At 63.3% G+C, this 17,344-nt stretch carries 18 protein-coding genes; 9 read left to right on the top strand and 9 right to left on the bottom strand.

Annotation, left to right across the window (positions count from 1 at the left end; all coding sequences use genetic code 11):
- Window positions 1–27: 27 nt before the first annotated feature.
- Window positions 28–1,188, bottom strand: a complete 1,161-nt coding sequence (locus Pan44_RS02990; RefSeq protein ID WP_145027103.1) for a GNAT family N-acetyltransferase — start codon at window positions 1,186–1,188, stop codon at window positions 28–30.
- 511 nt (window positions 1,189–1,699) lie between these two features.
- Here Pan44_RS02990 and Pan44_RS02985 point away from each other — a divergent pair.
- Window positions 1,700–2,485 (top strand): LysM peptidoglycan-binding domain-containing protein, encoded by a 786-nt coding sequence (locus tag Pan44_RS02985; protein ID WP_145027101.1) that lies wholly within the window; start codon window positions 1,700–1,702, stop codon window positions 2,483–2,485.
- Window positions 2,486–2,500: 15 nt separating this feature from the next.
- On the opposite strand, the gene ruvX is transcribed toward Pan44_RS02985, so the two are convergent.
- Window positions 2,501–2,992, bottom strand: coding sequence for a Holliday junction resolvase RuvX (ruvX, locus tag Pan44_RS02980; RefSeq protein ID WP_145027099.1), 492 nt, complete (start codon window positions 2,990–2,992; stop codon window positions 2,501–2,503).
- 42 nt (window positions 2,993–3,034) lie between these two features.
- Window positions 3,035–4,711 (bottom strand): formylmethanofuran dehydrogenase subunit A, encoded by a 1,677-nt coding sequence (locus tag Pan44_RS02975; RefSeq protein ID WP_145027097.1) that lies wholly within the window; start codon window positions 4,709–4,711, stop codon window positions 3,035–3,037.
- Between the two features lie 157 nt (window positions 4,712–4,868).
- Here Pan44_RS02975 and Pan44_RS02970 point away from each other — a divergent pair, with 157 nt between their 5' ends.
- From Pan44_RS02970 to Pan44_RS02960, 3 genes are all read left to right on the top strand, one after another.
- Window positions 4,869–6,095, top strand: coding sequence for a right-handed parallel beta-helix repeat-containing protein (locus Pan44_RS02970; RefSeq protein WP_197453790.1), 1,227 nt, complete (start codon window positions 4,869–4,871; stop codon window positions 6,093–6,095).
- A 66-nt stretch (window positions 6,096–6,161) separates the two neighbouring features.
- Window positions 6,162–6,701 (top strand): hypothetical protein, encoded by a 540-nt coding sequence (locus Pan44_RS02965; RefSeq protein WP_145027093.1) that lies wholly within the window; start codon window positions 6,162–6,164, stop codon window positions 6,699–6,701.
- A gap of 15 nt (window positions 6,702–6,716) precedes the next feature.
- Window positions 6,717–7,226, top strand: coding sequence for a hypothetical protein (locus Pan44_RS02960; protein WP_145027091.1), 510 nt, complete (start codon window positions 6,717–6,719; stop codon window positions 7,224–7,226).
- Between the two features lie 53 nt (window positions 7,227–7,279).
- On the opposite strand, the gene hpt is transcribed toward Pan44_RS02960, so the two are convergent.
- Entirely contained in the window at window positions 7,280–7,810 is a 531-nt protein-coding gene (gene hpt / locus Pan44_RS02955; protein WP_145027089.1) for a hypoxanthine phosphoribosyltransferase, read from the bottom strand.
- A 254-nt stretch (window positions 7,811–8,064) separates the two neighbouring features.
- Here hpt and Pan44_RS02950 point away from each other — a divergent pair, with 254 nt between their 5' ends.
- Together Pan44_RS02950 and Pan44_RS02945 are read left to right on the top strand one after the other, a co-directional pair.
- Entirely contained in the window at window positions 8,065–9,093 is a 1,029-nt protein-coding gene (locus tag Pan44_RS02950; RefSeq protein ID WP_231754205.1) for a TauD/TfdA family dioxygenase, read from the top strand.
- An 87-nt stretch (window positions 9,094–9,180) separates the two neighbouring features.
- Window positions 9,181–10,467 (top strand): MFS transporter, encoded by a 1,287-nt coding sequence (locus Pan44_RS02945; RefSeq protein WP_145027085.1) that lies wholly within the window; start codon window positions 9,181–9,183, stop codon window positions 10,465–10,467.
- Window positions 10,468–10,524: 57 nt separating this feature from the next.
- Here Pan44_RS02945 and Pan44_RS02940 read toward each other — a convergent pair whose 3' ends face one another.
- Entirely contained in the window at window positions 10,525–11,925 is a 1,401-nt protein-coding gene (locus Pan44_RS02940) for a sigma-54-dependent transcriptional regulator (RefSeq protein WP_145027083.1), read from the bottom strand.
- Window positions 11,918–13,105, bottom strand: coding sequence for a two-component system sensor histidine kinase NtrB (locus tag Pan44_RS02935; RefSeq protein ID WP_145027081.1), 1,188 nt, complete (start codon window positions 13,103–13,105; stop codon window positions 11,918–11,920). Before Pan44_RS02935 ends, Pan44_RS02940 begins: the two co-directional genes overlap by 8 nt.
- Before the next feature lie 516 nt (window positions 13,106–13,621).
- On the opposite strand from Pan44_RS02935, the gene Pan44_RS02930 reads away from it, so the two are divergent.
- The 3 genes from Pan44_RS02930 (at window position 13,622) to Pan44_RS02920 (ending at window position 14,997) form a co-directional block, all read left to right on the top strand.
- On the top strand, window positions 13,622–13,942 hold the full coding sequence (locus tag Pan44_RS02930; protein WP_197453789.1) for a GreA/GreB family elongation factor: 321 nt from the start codon (window positions 13,622–13,624) through the stop codon (window positions 13,940–13,942).
- 58 nt (window positions 13,943–14,000) lie between these two features.
- Window positions 14,001–14,429, top strand: coding sequence for a GreA/GreB family elongation factor (locus Pan44_RS02925; RefSeq protein ID WP_145027076.1), 429 nt, complete (start codon window positions 14,001–14,003; stop codon window positions 14,427–14,429).
- Window positions 14,430–14,535: 106 nt separating this feature from the next.
- Entirely contained in the window at window positions 14,536–14,997 is a 462-nt protein-coding gene (locus Pan44_RS02920) for an STAS domain-containing protein (protein ID WP_145027074.1), read from the top strand.
- Here the strand turns inward: Pan44_RS02920 and Pan44_RS02915 are convergent.
- The 3 genes from Pan44_RS02915 to Pan44_RS02905 form a co-directional block, all read right to left on the bottom strand.
- Window positions 14,972–15,319: a hypothetical protein gene (locus Pan44_RS02915; protein WP_145027072.1), complete on the bottom strand. Its 348-nt coding sequence runs from the start codon at window positions 15,317–15,319 to the stop codon at window positions 14,972–14,974. The two genes, Pan44_RS02920 and Pan44_RS02915, sit on opposite strands and share 26 nt — an antisense overlap.
- A gap of 218 nt (window positions 15,320–15,537) precedes the next feature.
- Window positions 15,538–16,230: a hypothetical protein gene (locus Pan44_RS02910; protein ID WP_145027070.1), complete on the bottom strand. Its 693-nt coding sequence runs from the start codon at window positions 16,228–16,230 to the stop codon at window positions 15,538–15,540.
- A gap of 231 nt (window positions 16,231–16,461) precedes the next feature.
- The gene (locus Pan44_RS02905; protein WP_145027068.1) at window positions 16,462–17,325 is read right to left on the bottom strand and encodes a CPBP family intramembrane glutamic endopeptidase; all 864 of its coding nucleotides are present in this window, start codon (window positions 17,323–17,325) and stop codon (window positions 16,462–16,464) included.
- Window positions 17,326–17,344: the final 19 nt, after the last annotated feature.

Here is a 17,344-nt window from a genome sequence, read left to right as displayed (position 1 = left end):
CTCGGAAGTCGGGGAACCGCGAGGGGCTCAGCGCCACAGGACATGATGCGGGTGGTCGAGCATCGGCGACAGCGTTCCCGACACGCTGTGCACCGTTTCGAAGGAATCCGAAAACCAGGGAATGAAACCGGTCCGGATCATCGCCAGCGCCCGGACATCCCCCGTCCGCAGTTTCAACGCCAGAACGGCGCCCTGTGATTTGATCTCGTGCAGGGCGGCGTCCAGAAGGGCGCGCTGCGTCGCATCCGGCAGGCCCTCAGTGGCGATGATGTCAAAGATCGCCACCGGCTCCTCGGTCGCGCCCACGAACTGCAGCACATGCCACGTCACGAGTCCGCGGACAACGCCGTCGACCTCGGCCACCAGGCATCGACCAAAACCCGAACAGTGCTTTGACAGGCTTTTCTCGTCCCAGGCGATGGAGCTCGCCAGACGCCGCCGGGCTTCCAGCACGCTCACCGACGCCCCCACATCGCGCGGCTCCCACGGGCGGATTCCATCGCGATCGCGAGCCGCGCGCGGAGACCTCGTGAACGGCGCGCCGACGATTGTCAGCCGTCGCTGCCAACGATTCAGATACCAGCGCGACGCGCGCACCGTCGAGAGAATCCTGACCCAGAAGCCGCTGCGCCGGCTTTCCCATCCTCCGCTGTCCAGTTGTTCCCGGGTCGGCCCCTTCGAGAGCGAATGCTCCGACCCGAAATAACGGTAGGCGAAGATCAGCCCGTCCCCTCGCGCCCGCATCCGGGAATCCTGCTCGATCTTCAGCGCCTTCACGACACCCCGGCCGCGAAACTCCGGACGAACGCTGAGCCAGCTGCTGAGGATCGCCGGATGACGCTGCTCACCCTGTCGATACGGAAAGCTCCAGCCCAGCAGCACGCCCGCCAGCTCGCCTTCACACCACGCGCCGAGCAGATGCTCCCGGGCCTCGGGGGCGGCCAGATCGAGTTGCCAGGCAAGGTACTCCGGCGTCCACAAGGGAAACGCCATCTTTCCGACATAGGCGTCGCGCCACACCGAAATGACGAATCGCGAAAGCTCTTCGGCAGTTCCGTCGTAAGTTCGAACTTCCATCGGACGCCATTGAGGATCGAATGTGAACACCGGCCAAGATAACGCTCGCGGCCCGATCCGCCACCCGGTCTCTTCCGATTGCGTCCCCCATCCTTTGTGGACGCCCGGCACGGACTGTTGCAACCTCCCGCGCGGCCTGGCCCACCCGTTCGCACGCAACTTCCCGGGTGATATTGAAGGAATGACATCAAGAGACCATGAACACGACCACGCTCAGCTCGTCGCACATCCAAACATGCCAGGGCCGCCCTGCGCCACGACCGCGATTGGACCACCAGCGCCGTCCTTCCAAGAGAACCCAGGGGAGGAATCGCGACAAGACCGCACCACACATGCATGCACACTCTCACTCGCGGCGAAGGTCGCGCCCCTCCCGGATCCCGATGTTCCTCACGGACCGAAAGCATGATCCGGAGAACCTCGCCAGGCCGCTCCTCTCGACCAGCCTCTACAACCCGACCTGTTTCGCCAGTCGGACCGGCCGCGAATGAAAACCCGACGATTTTCGCTCAATTGACGACCGCATGATGCCGCGACGCAACGGCGCGGCAGAATTGGGAGACGGAGATTCCCGCGCAGGACCGCGCTTCCGCTTTCACTTCGGACTCGGCCAACTGGCCTCATGCATCGCGACGTCAAATTGGGACTGGCGCTCGGCATCCTGGTCATCGGGTTTGCCGCCGCGTTCTGCTTCCCGAGACAGCCCGCGACCGAGGTCACGCTGAACCCCGCCGCCGGCCTCAAGCTCGCCGCGATTGATGAAGATATCCGTCTCCAGCGTCGCCGCACCTTCGTGGGCGACGAATTGACTCCGCCCGCGCAGCCGACGCTCGCCGAACCGATCGTCGAGGGGGCGTCACTTAATGCGGACCTTCCGCGGCTGCAGACCGCCGCCATGCGCGCCCAGGAAGCGCTCCGATCCGCACCGGATCCGATCCGCCGCGACGTGCCCGCTCCTCTCGAAGAACCCGTTCTCGTCGCCGAAACGCCTTTCGTTCCCGTCGAGATTCCCGTCGCGGAACCGCCGGTCGAAGATGTCTTCTACACCGTGCAGTCCGGCGACACGCTCAGCGCCGTCGCTTCGAAGACCCTCGGCAGCTCGCGCAAGTACGAAGCCATCTACGAGGCCAATCGCGACATCCTCGCCACTCCGAACTCCCTGCAGATCGGGATGAAGCTCCGCATTCCGCAGCCGGCCGAATCGATCGCCCGCAGGCAGCCCGACACCTCCATCCCGACGGGGCGGAGCACTCCGCCCAGGACTCCCGGCGCAGACAGTCTGGCCTCGCGCGAGGAGGCCGTGCCAACCAACATGCCTCGAAACGATGAGGCTCCGATTTCACGCCGGGGAATGTTCAGCCCCGTTCGCCCGCAACAGGCCCGCTCCGGCGACAGCATCGCCCGTTAAACCAGGCGCGCCGCTTCAGTCGACATCCCTTTCAATGGCTTCTGGAACATACGGCGGTTCACGCCGCCGGATCTGTTCATCCAGATACGACTGCAGCAGGATCTGGGCCGCCAGCATATCGAGCCGCTGCTTCCGCTTGGATCGCGCCACTCCCGCATCGCGCAGCATGTCGGCCGCGACGGCCGACGTGTAGCGTTCATCCCAGAACGTCACCGGCCGATTGGTGATCGCTGTCAACCATCGGCCAAACTCCCGGGCCAGCTGGGCGCTCTCTCCTTCGTCACCATTGACGTGCATCGGCAACCCGATGACGGCTCCCGCAATCCGGTTCTCTTTGATGAGCGTCTGGAAGTACGCCGTGTCGAGCCGTTCATTCCGCCGGGCGTAGATTTCCATCGGGCTGGCAATTGTCTGCTCGGGAGTCGAGATCGCGACACCGATGCGGACGGTGCCGAAATCGAGCCCCAGCAACCGCCCTTCCCCAGGGAAATCGAGCGTTTCAGACATGCTTCCAGCCTAACTCAATGCCACAGACGCCGTCACGACCGGTCATCGCCGGACCTCCTCATGCCGCCCCAGTTCCTCTTCGCGAATCGTGTAGTTCGCCATCCGCATCGTGTAGTTCGCTTCAAACCACTGTCGAATGTCGCGTTCGCACGCCAGGTCGTAGCCCGGCCGGACGTGAAGCAGCCGTCCGAGCGAGGAATCATCCGGATCGTCCGAGGGCCAGTCGGTCCGCAGTTCGCCATTCTCGACAACCATGCGTCCTCCCTTCAGCACGTAGCGCGGGGTCGAGAACATCTCCTGGATGTCGTCGCTCCGGTTGTAGATCGTCACGTCGGCATCCGCGTCTGGGCCGAGATGCCCCTTCTGCCTGAGCCCCAGCATCCGCGCGGGAGCAGCCCGCGTGATGATCGCGATCTCATTCAGCGTGTATTCGCGAGTCAGGTCGCCGAGCGTGCATCGCTCGCGGACCCCTGCCGGCGCCCGCGACAACATCTCGTTGCGCCGCTCACGATCCATCAGGAGCGCGATGATCTCCGGATATGCCAGGAACGATCCGCCGTTCGGATGGTCGGTGCTCATCGCGATCCGCCAGGGATCATTCACGAGCAGGTACCACTCCAGTCCAATCGCCCACTGCAGCGTGTGCACCAGGCTCTTGTTCCGGTACTCGATCGGGACGATCCCGCAACCCGCCTCGAACTCCGCATCCGCGCTGAACCACTTTCGGCCGAACAGCCGGTGCAGGTAGTACCCGACCGGCCCATCCCCCGTCATCGACGTTGTCTGCCCGAACACCACCTGCCCCACATCAACCGTGAGGTTCGGATGGGAATTGATGTAGTCCGCCAGCTCCGGAACCTTCGAGCCGAACGTCTCCTGCTCGGCCGCGTTGCCGGCATAGCTGTGGAACTGGATGTGCGTCAGGTGTCCGCGATGCCCCTCGAGCGCCCGCATCGTGTCGAGCGTCGTTGACCAGTTCCCCGGCAGCCCGAGATTGTTGCCGTGAATATGGACCGAATGCGGCAGTTCCAATTCATCCGCCGTGCGCGCCAGTTCGCGAATGATCTCCCGCGGCGTCACATCGAACCCATGCACCTCGTCATCAATCGACGACACGTTCCTTCCGCCCGACTTCCAGTTTTCGACGCCCCCCGGATTCACGATCTTGGAAGCGAACCCGCCCGTCGCATTGAGCAGCCACGCCACATACGCCTTCAGCCGCTCCGGCTCGTTCGCCTTGAGCTGATTCATCACGTAGTGGTTGTTCCCCATCAGGACAAAGAAGCCTTTGTCGATGATGGGGGTATCCTCGAACTCCTCGATGGCATGCCGCGCTCCGATGGCCGGCACCGCCGCATCGAACGCCGTCGTGTATCCCAGCCCGGCGTACAGGTATCCCGTCGCGAACGTGCTCGGCGTGCTCCCCAGAGTCCCGCTGCGGCGCGATGCCGTCCGCCGCATCACGTTCCTTCCCCGCTTCTCTTCCGGCCGCATCTTTCGCGCAGTGTTCACCTTCGGCCCGGCGATGTGGCAATGCATGTCGACACCGCCCGGCATCACCACCATGCCCGCCGCATCGATCATCCGGTCGGCCTTTGCCCCTGCCCCGCTCGGCGCAGCAATGACCCGCCCGTCGCGGATCCACACGTCCGCCACGACCCCATCCACCCCGTTCGCGGGGTCGTAGACAGTTCCGCCAGTGATTTTGAGAAGCGACATGCAGCGAGATTAACGGCTGACGATCGAAACCCAATCGCTCGAATCCCTCTTACGGCAATTCATGTGCGATTTTGCGAACACCCAGGACCATTCCGTCGACGCCGCATTCGATCCGGCTACCCTGCACCTCTCCCCCCCACCTCGAGAGGCCTCCACCATGCTTCGCCCGTCAGTCCTGTTCTCAGCCCTCCTCGTCACCCTCCCTGCGGCCGCCCAGACTCCTGCCTCGACGCCGGCCGCAGTCCCCAACGCCGTCAAGGTTGTCGCCTCCGATCACGCCTCCCTCCAGGCCGCGGCCGATGCGCTTCCAGCGACCGGCGGGCTCCTCGTCATTCCGCCGGGAAATTACGAACTCAAGGAGCCGCTCCGCATCAAATCGGCCGATACCCGCATCGAAGGCGCCGGCCCCGCCACGCACCTCATCAACAAGGATGAATCCGGCCAGCCCGCCGTCATCCTCGCGCCCGCCGATCTCAAGACCAACGCCAAGTCCAAGCTCTGGCGCGTCCAGGTCGCCAACCTCCGCATCAGCGGCAGCAAGAAAAGCGGACACGGCCTCTACGCCGAAAACATCGAAGAGATCTACCTCGAGGGAGTCTCCATCGACCACAACGGCCAGGACGGCATCCATCTCAAGAACTGCTACGAAGATCCCCGCATCACCGCCTGCATCCTCACCTACAACGCCGCCGTCGGCCTCAACATTGATGGCTGCCACGACATCGTCGTGAACGGCAACCAGTTCGAGGAGAATCAGGACGCGCTTCGCTGCGTTGATGGCTTCAACCTCTGCATGACGGGCAACAATGTCGACGACCACCTGCGCCACGGCGTCGTCATCGAAAACACCTATGGCTCCGTCGTCTCCGGCAACATGATTGAAGAGTGCAACGGGACGGCCATCATCCTCGACCGCGATTGCTACGGCATCGCCCTCAGCGCCAACGTCATCGCCCACCATCTCGAAGGGGGCGTCGATCTTCGTGACGCCTGGGGCTGCACCGTCAGCGCCAACAATTTCGTCCTCGCTCACAAGTTCGGCGTCCGCGTTTCCGAGAAGAGCGGTCGCAACGCCATCACCGGCAACTCGTTCACCAACAGCTACATCGGTGAGAACAAGGACAAACGCCCCGCGACTGCGAAGACCGCTATGGGGATCGATGCCGGCGGAGGCGTCGTCATTGATGGCGGCAGCGACTGCACGATCACCGGCAACACCTTCACCGGCCTGCCCGAGGAAGGCATCGTCGCAACTGATGCCTCGAAGCGGCTCATCATCAGCAGCAACGTCCTCACCGATTGCGGCCGCAAGCTGCCGACAGGCAAGCCCTCCATCAGCACCGGTAAGGCCACGGAAGTGGTCGAGGTCAACAATTTGAAGTAGTTCTTCCGAGAGCCGATCCTTAGGCTGGAGCAAACTGATCCGAGGCCCACTCCGAGGTCGGCGCTCATGTTCCCAGCCCCACCCGTTGCGGCGTTTGCCGACGCTCTCGCCGCACCGGGCCGCTCTTCCGAGATCCCCGACGCACACGACCTCTACGGTTGGCTCATCGGGAGCTGGCATCTCGATGTCATCCGTTATTGGGCCCAGGACGTCACCCGCCAGAATCTGAGGGGAGAACTGCACGCTGGCTGGGTGCTCGAAGGCCGGGCCATCCAGGATGTCTGGATCATGCCGCGCCGCAGCGAACGATCCGGCCCTCCGAACAAGCAGCTCGACATGTACGGCACGACGATCCGCGCCTGGGATTCCTCGATCGAAGCCTGGCGCATCTCGTGGAGCAATCCGTCTGGGGATCACTTCGAACACCAGGTCGGCCGACGCGACGGGCAGGACATCGTCCAGATCGGTCAGCGCCCTGATGGTTCCACCACCCGCTGGCGTTTCACGAAAATCACGGTCGACTCGTTCCACTGGCTCGGCGAGTCACAACCGGCCGCAGGAGGCGACTGGCTGCTGGAAGGTGAGTTTCTGGCGCGACGCATCTGACCCGGAGCGATGGACATGACAGCATCGCAAGAAGCCCCGGACATCCCTTCGCAAACACGACCGAACAGGAAACGCCGCCTGGTCCTGTTCATCATCGCCACCCTGGCCGTCGGGACATTCTTCCTGGTTCGAACTCTCGTCCCCGCGTTTCGGTATGCCGCGCTTCGCCAGGCCTATGCCCGCGAAGTGGATGCGATCCAGAACCGGTTCGAACAACTCGATGTCATGAAGCCTGTCACACGCGAGGAACATGCCTGGAATGACGCTACCGGCTGGCTGACGACGGCCACGGGCAACGTCTTCTTCACACCCGAATCGATCCCGCTCGAGAGCGTGAAGCAGTATCACCGCGACCTGATGGACCGCCTGGAGAAGAGTAAACCCTGGACCTTGACCGACACAAAATGGGCCTGGAATCGCTTCGCTTCCACAGGTCCGGCCGGCGAGCGCTATGTCAAACGCTTCGGTCCCGGCTTTGACGAATCCGTCGCGATGGCCCCGGAGTCGGCTCCGGTTCGCCCGTAAAGATCCGACCTCGAACAGAATCACCGGCGGATCAGGAAAACGGCCTGTCGAGGTCACAAATCCACAGGACTCTCCACGACACCGATATACGGCAGGTGACGGTACTCGTCGTCCAGGTCCAGCCCGTAGCCCACCACGAACTCGTCCGGAATCTCGAACGCGAAATAGTCCGGCCCGATCGCCACTTCCATCCGCGACTTCTTCCACAACAGCACGACCGACTTCACGCTCAGGGGAGCAAACTCCTTCACGCGTTCCACGATCGACGACATCGTCCGGCCCGTGTCGAAAATGTCGTCGATCACGAGCACGTGTCGGCCCGCCAGATCCGGCAACTCGCTGAGGTCGACCTTCAGCGCCCCTGCAACGGTCGCATCTCCGCGATAGCTCGACGCCGCGACGAGACCCAGCTTGTGCGGCACATCGATCCGCCGCATCAGGTCGGTCACAAGCATGATGCTGCCGGTCAGAATACCGATCACCGTCAGCGGCTTTCCCCGATATTCATCGGAGATCCGACGCCCCAGCTGAATGACCGAGGCCTCAATCTCGGCTTCCGAAATCAGTCGGCGAACAGGCTTCATGAGAGATCGATCGAAGGCGACGAAACAGGACGTCCGCACGATACCGAAATGCCCGGCAAGTTCACGTCCAAACCGTCCGTGCGCCGGTCACTGCGAACGAGCCGACTCCGCGCGGCATCCGAGAGAACCAACCGTGCATGAGGCACCGGACTTCCGACGGCCCGGAGAATCGTCTCGGCCGCGCACTGGACTCCACGCCCCGATCCGGGTGAGATGTCCACCTGTCGTAACGCATACCGATGGAGGCTTCGTTCGTGACACAGAACCTGACCGCCGCATCCAACCGCCTGGACGTCTCAACCGCCCCGATTGCAGACCAGCAGCACTACGGCGACACGCTCTTTCCGCTGGCCTACATCTGCCAGTCGCCCGACGCGACTCTCGAGCAGGCCGCCGCCTGGGTCAAATCGAACCGCGACCTGCTCCTTGATGAGTCGAGCCGTCATGGGGCCGTTCTCTTCCGCGGCTTTCCGATGAAGACGGCCAACGACTTCGACATCTTCATGGCCGCACTCGACGTTCCCAATTTCCCCTACAAGAAGTCACTCTCGAATGCCGTCCGCGTGAATTTCACGGAGCGGGTCTTCTCCGCTAACGAAGCTCCGCCGGACGTGCAGATCTTCTTTCATCACGAGATGGCCCAGACGCCCATCTTTCCCGAGCGCATCGCCTTCTTCTGTGAGATCGCCGCGGCCGAAGGAGGCGCTACGCCGATCTGCCGTTCCGATGTTCTCTACGACCGCCTGAAGGCCGAGCTACCTGATTTCATTCGCGACTGCGAATCCAGGGGGCTTCGCTACACGAACGTCATGCCCGCGGCCAATGATCCCAACTCGGGCATGGGACGCAGCTGGAAGAGCACTCTTGAAGTCGAAACGACCGAGGCCGCCGAAGCACGTCTCCGCGATCTCAACTATTCCTGGGAATGGCTTCCCGATGGCTGCCTGAAAGCGACAACGCCGCCTCTCCCCGCGGTGATGGACGTCACCCACGGCCGGAAGACCTTCTTCAACCAGCTCATCGCCGCCTATTGTGGCTGGAAGGACACCCGCAACGATCCGTCCGCTGCCATCCGTCACGGCGATGACTCCATTCTCGATGCCGGCGCCGTCCGCCGAGCCATCGAGATTGCGAACGAGCTGGCGTTCGACCTGCAGTGGCAGCCCGGCGACGCCGTGCTCATCGACAATACGATCGCCATGCATGCCCGCCGCACGTTCCAGGGCAAACGCAAAGTCCTCGCTTCGCTCATGGCCCCGCGCACACAGTCCTTCCAGTCCTGACTCCGCCTGTCGTGTCTCGGACTCCGTGCCGTGACGCGACTTCACAGCCGCAGGTCGCCGCGATCCACCAACGACTGGTCTGCCCCGATGTCTGACGCTCCTCCCCCATCCACCGCCTGGTACTCCGGTGTCACGCGCGCGATGTGGCTGGTCCTTGCCATCGCCTCGGCCGGATGGATCTTCGACGTCTACGAAGGGCAGATCTTTAACCTCACCCGCAACCACATGCTGGGCGACATCCTCGGCCAGCCGGCCGATTCGCCCGAAGTGAAACGCTACGGCGATTTTTTCCTCGCCGTTTTTCTCGCGGGAGGAACCGTCGGGGGGCTCGGATTCGGATACCTGTCCGATCGATTCGGCCGCCGGCCGATCATGGTCGTCACGATCCTGATGTATTCGCTGTTTTCAGGCCTCACGGGATTTGCGACCGAGCTGTGGCAGGTGGCTGTCCTCCGTTTTCTCGTCGCCACCGGCGTCGGCGGTGAATGGGCCGTCGCGGCCAGCCTCGTTTCGGAAGTTTTTCCGACGAAGGCCCGCGCCCATGCATCGGCAATCTTCCACGCGTCGAGCGTGCTGGGAACGTGGCTGGCCGCAATCGTTGCGATGCAGGTCCAGAACAGCTGGCGTCTGGCGTACCTGATCGGCGTCCTTCCCGCGCTGCTGATTCTCTGGATTCGCTCGAGTGTGAAGGAAACCGAGCAATGGCAGCACCGGAAGGAACTCGAGAACGCTCCTCCGATGGGATACGTGCCCGATCTCGTCTCACATCCGACCTGGCGCCGCCATGCGATCTTCGGCGTCGCTCTTGCTGCCGTGGGGCTCGGAACGTTCTGGGCCATCACCGTCGCCGGGCAGGATCTCGCACGCCAGCGACTGATCGCCGACGGCGTTTCTCCCGCAGAAGCGACGACCCGAGCCCAGTTCGCCTATGGCATCGTTCAGACAGCCGGCGGCGGACTTGGCCTGCTGGCTTTCGGCCCTCTCGCCGCCCGATTCGGTCGCCGCATGACGTTCATCGTCTTTCAGGCCCTTGCGTTTGCGATCGTCCCTATCGCATGCTTCGTCCCTCAGAGCTATCCCCAGCTCCTGGCTCTCCTGCCCGTCTTCGGATTCCTGACGCTCGGCGTACATGCCGGCTACGCGATCTACTTCCCTGAACTGTTCCCCACGCACCTGCGATCGACAGGCGCCAGCCTCTGTTTCAATGGCGGACGCCTGCTGGCCGTTCCAATCCTGCTCCTGTCGGGCTTCCTCAAGGCCCGTCCCGAGGTCGATCTCCGCTGGGCCATGACGGGCCTTGCGGGCCTCTTTCTCGTGGGCATCCTGGTCGTCGTTCCACTCCCGGAAACTCGCAACGAGAGTCTTCCCGAGTAGCGATCCCTGAAGGTCGTCATCGACGACATTCCCGCGAGCCGGACGAACCCGGCAACGTCATCGACGGTAGTCGGCGGCGTCGATCCCGGCCTTTTTCAGCCGCTTGTGCAGGCCCTGCCTCGACATGCCTGCCTGCTGCGCCGCGCGGGCCACGTTTCCATGATTGCCCTGCAGGATCGTCTTCAGGTACTCGATCTCCGCTTCCTGCAACGCCTGGCCGCGCGACGGAGTTCCTCCCTCGGAGTCGACATTCCACGCCGGCCGTTCTCCGCCGGAAGCCGCAACCGGCCTTGGCAGGTCCTCAGGTGTGATCAGTTCCGAACTCGCGAGCGCCAGTCCACGTTCGATGGCGTTCCTCAGCTCCCGGATGTTGCCCGGCCAGGAATACTTCCGCATCAGTTCGGCCGCCGCCGGTGAAAAGTTCACGACTCGTTCCCCGGCCGGCTGGAGCTGCCCGAGGAAGTGCCTGGCCAGCAGCATCACGTCCCCTTCGCGATCCTTCAGGGGTGGCAGCTCGAGATGGATCACTGCGAGGCGATAAAAGAGATCGCGACGAAACCGGCCCGCGTTCACTTCGAGTTCCAGGTCGCGATTGGTCGCACTCAGGAACCTCACGTCGAACTGCACCGGAGTCGACTTGCCGACAGGCGTGAAGGTCTGTTCCTGAATCAGACGCAACAGTTTCGCCTGCAGTCCCAAGGGCAGCTCACCGATCTCGTCGAAGAAGACGGTCCCCCTGTGGGCCCGGCTGAGCAATCCATCCTGGTCCTGCACCGCACCTGTGAACGATCCCTTCACGTGTCCGAAGAGCACGGACTCGAACAGGCTCTCGGGAATGGCGGTGCAGTCGACGACCTGGAACGCGTGCGCTGCCCTGGGCCCGTGATTGTGAATCGCACGGGCGACGACTTCTTTTCCAGTGCCGCTCTCACCGGTGATCAGCACGTTGGCGTCCGACTGGGAAATCTTCCCGAGGATTCCCAACACTTCGCCCATCGCCGGACTGCGACCAATGATCTCCGGGAACTCGCCAGCCGGAGCGATCGCCTCGAGCGCCGCCTGTGTCCGGAGATGACCGGCGCGAGAGCGCGCCAGCGCCCTCTGGATGCTGTTCCGCAGATCCTGAAATCGGACCGGCTTGAGCAGGTAATCGGCGATTCCCAATCGCACGCTTTCAATCGCCGTCGGCAACGAAGGGGCGCCGGTGACGACGATCAGAGGAATCTCGGGCCACTTGGCCCTCTGCTCCTGCAGCAGTTCGAGGTTCCTGTTCCCCGGCATGTTGAGGTCGGAGAGGACGAGGTCGAACGGCTGCGACGAGAGCGCTTTCAGCGCCGTTTCTCCGTCGGGTGCCGTGACGCAGTCGTAACCGTGCTGGCGAAGGAGCGCTTCGGTCGTCCGCAAATAGAATGCCTCGTCGTCCGCAATCAGGATCCGGGCCGGCTCGGGTTCAGCCATCGGTCTCCTCCATCGCCTGGGCACGCCGCGGGAACGTGAGCAGGAACCGGCTTCCGGCGCCAACATGCGACTCCACGTCGATCCGCCCTCCCATCGCATCGATCAGGCTTCGCGACACGGACAGACCCAGACCCATTCCAGTTTGAGTGTCGCCCTGTTTTGTGCTGAAGAACGGCTCGAAAATTCGCGACATGATCTCCTCGCTGATTCCCGGCCCGTGATCGATCACCTCCACTTCCACCGTCTCTCCAACAGGTCGAACCTCGACTCGCACGACTTCGCCCGCGGGCGAGGCCTGCAGGGCATTGCGGATCACGTTGTAGAGAATCTGCTTCACTTCACCTTCGGCCAGCTGAACGGCGATGGATTCTCCTGGCGGATCATAGCTCAGCCGAACCTGTTCCTTGCGAGCCACGGTTTCCAGGAGCGCGACGACGTCGCCGACGGTGCGTTCCAGCGCAAAGATGGCCGCTTCATGAGGCCCCCGTCGATAGAGCTGGTACATCTGGTGGATGATTCCACTGACGCGATCAAACTCGCGATCGATCAATTCGAGTAGTTCAAATTGTTCGTCTTCAGGAGACAGACTCGATTTGATCAGCTCGAACGCGTTGCGGATTCCGGCGAGCGGGTTGTTGATCTCGTGGGCCACGCCGGCGGCCAGTTGGCCGAGTGCCGCCTGCTTCTCCATCTGCAGCTGCTGCTGCTCGAGCTGTCGCAGCTTGAGCGTCCTCTCCTGCACAAGCTGCTCGAGGTGATCCGTATAGAGCTGCAATTGTTCGCGAAGCTTCTGGAGTTCCGTGATGTCCCGCACGCTCGTCCGGAATCCGAGCGACTCGCCGCGCGCATTGCGGATGGGCTGCCAGGCCAGCGACATCCACCGAATCGCGCCCCCCTTGTGTCGACAGCGGAACTCCACGTTCTCGCCGGTCGTGCAATGTCGTGCCGACTGCAGCACTTGAAAGAGGCGCTCGCGATCCTCGGCCTCCACGATCGGCAGGGGGTAATTCTTCATCGCTTCACATTCCGCGATGGAGTAGCCCGTTGCCCGCTCGACTGCCGGATTCACCCACACCAGTGCGCCATCCGGACCATGCCAACTCTCCCAGTCGTAGGTGTAATCGGCCACTGCCCGGAATCGGTCGAACACAGGAGGATCGCTGGCTGGCATTCGACTCATCGGAGGAGTTGTGCTTCAGGATGTGGGCCGGAGGTGCATGAAAAGAAGCTGGCCGTCGCGGGAATCCCGACACTCCGCTGATCCTTCCGCTCGAATCCGGCGTTCCCCCCGGAATGCAAACGGCTCGCCGAAAACCGGCGCTTCGGAGATTTTCCTGGCGGCATCCATTTTAGCCGGGCGAGGCACATCCCGTCCTGCGCGTCGTGGTGCACCGCTTTCAAGGGCCATTTCCGAGGCGAGTCGGGAGGTCCCGATGGAAACCACCCTCACTCGAAATTCGGGTTCAGAAACCCCCGTGGCTGTCGCCTGGCGCCGACGGGTTGTCAGCGCCAGGCGACACCGACGACGTCTCCCAGGCTTGTTGCCCCCTTGTTCACCGTGGAATCACGAAGGAATCGCCCACTGCCCCGATGGCACGTGCTTTGCGTTGCGTTTGGGGAAAGTCACAAGCCGCCGGGATCGCCACGCGCACCGGACGGCTCCATGCCATCCCAACACCCTGGAGCGATGTTGGACATGAACAACCGAAATGGAAATCCCCGTCCCCGCACGAAGGCATCAGCCCCCGTGAAGACGGAACAGGTGATCGGCGTTGGAAGTCGTTTTTCACTTCGCGATCTCCGGACTGGAGAGCTCGACGTCTACACCCTCGTTCTGCCGGCTGACGCCGACATCACGATCCACCAGATCTCAAGCTTCGCGCCGCTCGGCCGCGCTGTGGTCGGACATAAGGCGGGTAGCGTTGTGGAATTCGACGCCCCGGCCGGAAAGGTCAAGGTACGCATTGAGTCGGTCCAGGAAGCGCAGGTTGCCGACCCAAGCGGCCACATCCCTTAGACGGCATCAGACCCGACCATCACCGACGATCCAACGCATCGATCAGGAGAGAAGGAGTATGAAGCGGAGGCCGATCACACTCACCATCGATGACTACGCCAGGCTGAGAGCGCTGGTGTCGTCGAAGGTCACCAGCGCGTTCTCGGATCCGACACTTCTTCGGGATCTCTACCAGGAACTGACGCGTGCGCGGCTCGTCGAACTGGATGAGATGCCCGAGGAGGTCATCACCATGAACTCCCGGATCACCCTGCGGGATGTGCAGACGGGCCGCGTGGAGACCTACACACTCGTCTATCCCCAACGTGCCGACATCGCCAACCGCCGCCTGTCGGTCTTGTCCCCGGCAGGCGCGGCCGTACTTGGCCACTACCGGGGCGACGATATTCGCTGGCCCATCGCATCGGGCTGGCGAATCGTGAGAGTCGAACAGGTCGAAGCTGGCACAGCCGCGCTCGCGCCGTCGGCCGTCTGCCCGAAAGAATGACTTGAGGAACGCTGCAATGGTGATTGAACAAAGCAGGAGCAGGCGAAACGCGATCCTGCGCCGTCCGGTGAATCCGGCTTCCACGTCCTCGACTCGTCGAGGTTCCGTGGAGGGGCTTCACGAACTGGCGCTGTTCGCGTCGCGCATCAATCGTGCTCTCAAGGTCGAGATCGAGCAGCGAACAATCGTCGTCACGCCGGGCAACGAGCTCGACTCGGTCCGGTACCAGGAAATTCACCTCGAGGTCGGCCGCATCAACGACCTCGTCCGTCACGGCGGCTTCCGGAACCTGCTGATCGATCTCAGCGCGCGGCCCGTGCTGGAAGCGGTGATCCAGACGGCGCTCGTCGGATTCTGCCGCGCCATTCCCGGTCAGGCCGCCTTCTGCGGAATTTCCGACACGATCCAGAACTCAATGAACGTCAGCAAGCTGGCAGGCCTCTGGCCCACCTATGCCACCCGAGCCGAGGCGATCGAGGCCCTGAACTCGCAGACAGACGGTTGCAGTCAGACGACTGACGGCGTTGCTGGGCCCAACCAGCTTATCGACTCGCGAGGGGCGGAATAGATTCACCTGATGCTCCCGGTCGCTGTTCGCGGCTGGCTTCGAGAATCGCGTTCGTCAGATCGTCCAGTCGCCGACGGTCTTCGTCGCTCACCGGCGCCCAGGCGAAATTGCTTGGCCGGCCCGTGAGCGGCTCCAGGTACCAGGTGGCATGCCCGCCCTGCACGGCAATCGTCTGGAGTTCCAGCGTCGCATCAGCGAAACCGCGTTCGTAGGCGTCGGCTTCCCGATGCTGCGCCTCTCTCACAAGCGTGTCATCACTCCCGGCCGTCCCGACGACGACCCCTGCCACAAACATCACCCCGCCAATTGCCAGCTGCCGCATGGTAGCCCTCCGTTCGACCCCGGTGTCGACACGCAGTCATCAACTCAAAAGAGACGTTGGAGGCTGGCCATTGGTTTGCAGAATCTGGCAATCAAGCGCCAGATTCTTCAGATCGCCCTTCGAAATCGTCCACACGGGCCTGCAGGTGAAGACGGAACCTGCTTTCAGAACATGACTTAGAGACATCGCCCCGACATCGCAGCCGATCCCCCTCAACTTCACTCCGCTTTCGAACGCACCGGGCGCGGCTTCTCGAAGAGGTCGATGATCCGGGTCAGTTCAAAGTCCGTGCGTCCCGTCGGATCGACGCAGAGAACATTCACCCGCAGCTGCTCGAGCACGCTGCGGAGATCGTCGAACGACGCGATCGCGGCCGCTTTGACCGCCGAATTGCGATTCGCCAGGCACGCCGCGCGATGCGACTGGGCCGCGAAGATCACCACGCGATCGGCGTCCCCGCGGGACAGCGTGCTGATCGCCAGCGCCGCGGCGTCATCGGGGCACCCCAGGAGTTCCCGACGCCAGCGATTCTGCCGGCCAAGGCGCTCGACGGCTGGCGTGTTTCGCACGATCACCGTCAGCGTGCGGGCCGGTGGCGAAGTCTCGGGGGCCGCCGCCGCTTCGCGTCGGATCGTCAGTTTGCGGGCCCGCACGACATCGAGGGCCGCCGGCGTGACAACCGCCCGCTGAGCGACGACAACGCCAGTCGCAGTCTTGGGAACCAGCTCTTCGATCAGCCGCGCGGTAATGACGGGCTGCCCGATGCGGCAGTCCGCGGCGGGCCGGGGGGCGGGAGCGGAGAGCGGCGCCGCGGCTGGCGGGACCGGTTTTGCAGCGAATGGACCGGGAGTCCGCAACTGCTGCAGCACCCCGTGCACGATGCGATCGACGAGTGAAGAATCGACAGTCATTCCGTGCGCTGGGTGTGAAGGCGTTCCATCAATGGCATCGGCAGGCCGCAGGGGGGCCATTCGGATGAACTTCCGGCAAAAGCAGGAGTTTGAGTCGGTCCTCGGCCGCGGCCGGTCGCAGTTCGCGCGGCCGGCGTGACTGGGCCAGTCGAGCCGGATCATGCCATCGACGCGACAGTCTAGGAGGATCGGTGCAACCGGCAAAGTCGGTCACGTCGTTGCCCGGCCGGATCAAACGGCATTGATCGCCGCAAACAGGTTGGCCCCGTTGAACGCGGCGTGGGCGGCGACCACCTCGAGATAACTGCGGCGGTACTCGTACAGGAACCCCAGGCTCAGCGCCAGCGGAACCAGCAGCGCCGCGTCGCTCGCCCCATGAATCAGCGCGAAGATTCCGGCCGTCAGCGGAATAGCTGACTTCTGGACGGAATCCGACAACCAGCCCTGCAGGATCACGCGGAACAAGAGTTCCTCAAGGAGCGGCGCCAGCACAGCAGCGGTCAGAACGATCGGCGCCAGGAAATCCCACCCCTTCCCCTGCAGAGTCCGGAGCAGGATGTGGGACTCGCTCGGGTCGCGATCTCGGGCGATCCAGTAGCCTAGAAGCAAAGTAGGGAGCATGGCGGCCAGTCCGACCGTCAGCCCGACTGACAGGTGATGCCCCCAGTCTTCCGGCAGGAACTTCGACTGCGGCACGGGCTCGGGAGCCGTTACGTCTTCAACGGCGTCCTCCGATGGCACGGGCGTCAGCGTCGACTGAATCGACCCGATCGACCTCGGGATCAGGTAGGCCGACGCAAGGATGACCAGCACGACCACGCTCTGGGCGCAATCCATCCAGATGTCCGACACGGACAGGGTCCGCGGCGGTTGACTGGGATCGACGAGAAAATGCGCGCCGGCGGCCAGCATCACCCAGCCGACCGCCAGGAACAGGGCGATCAGCGGAACGCGATGAGGCGTTCCTTCGAGCTCCGTTCGCCTGGGCCGATAGACCATCAGCAGGAAGCAGGACGAAAGGATCGCCAGCCCGAGCGTTGCCGCCGTCGATTCCGCCCGACTCGTTGCCAGAATCCCGAATCCGGTCTCTTCCATACTGCCAGCCTGCCTCAGT

Origin of the sequence: Caulifigura coniformis (assembly GCF_007745175.1) — a bacterium.
GTDB classification, from domain to species: domain Bacteria; phylum Planctomycetota; class Planctomycetia; order Planctomycetales; family Planctomycetaceae; genus Caulifigura; species Caulifigura coniformis.
This window is presented reverse-complemented; position numbering and strand designations above follow the sequence as displayed.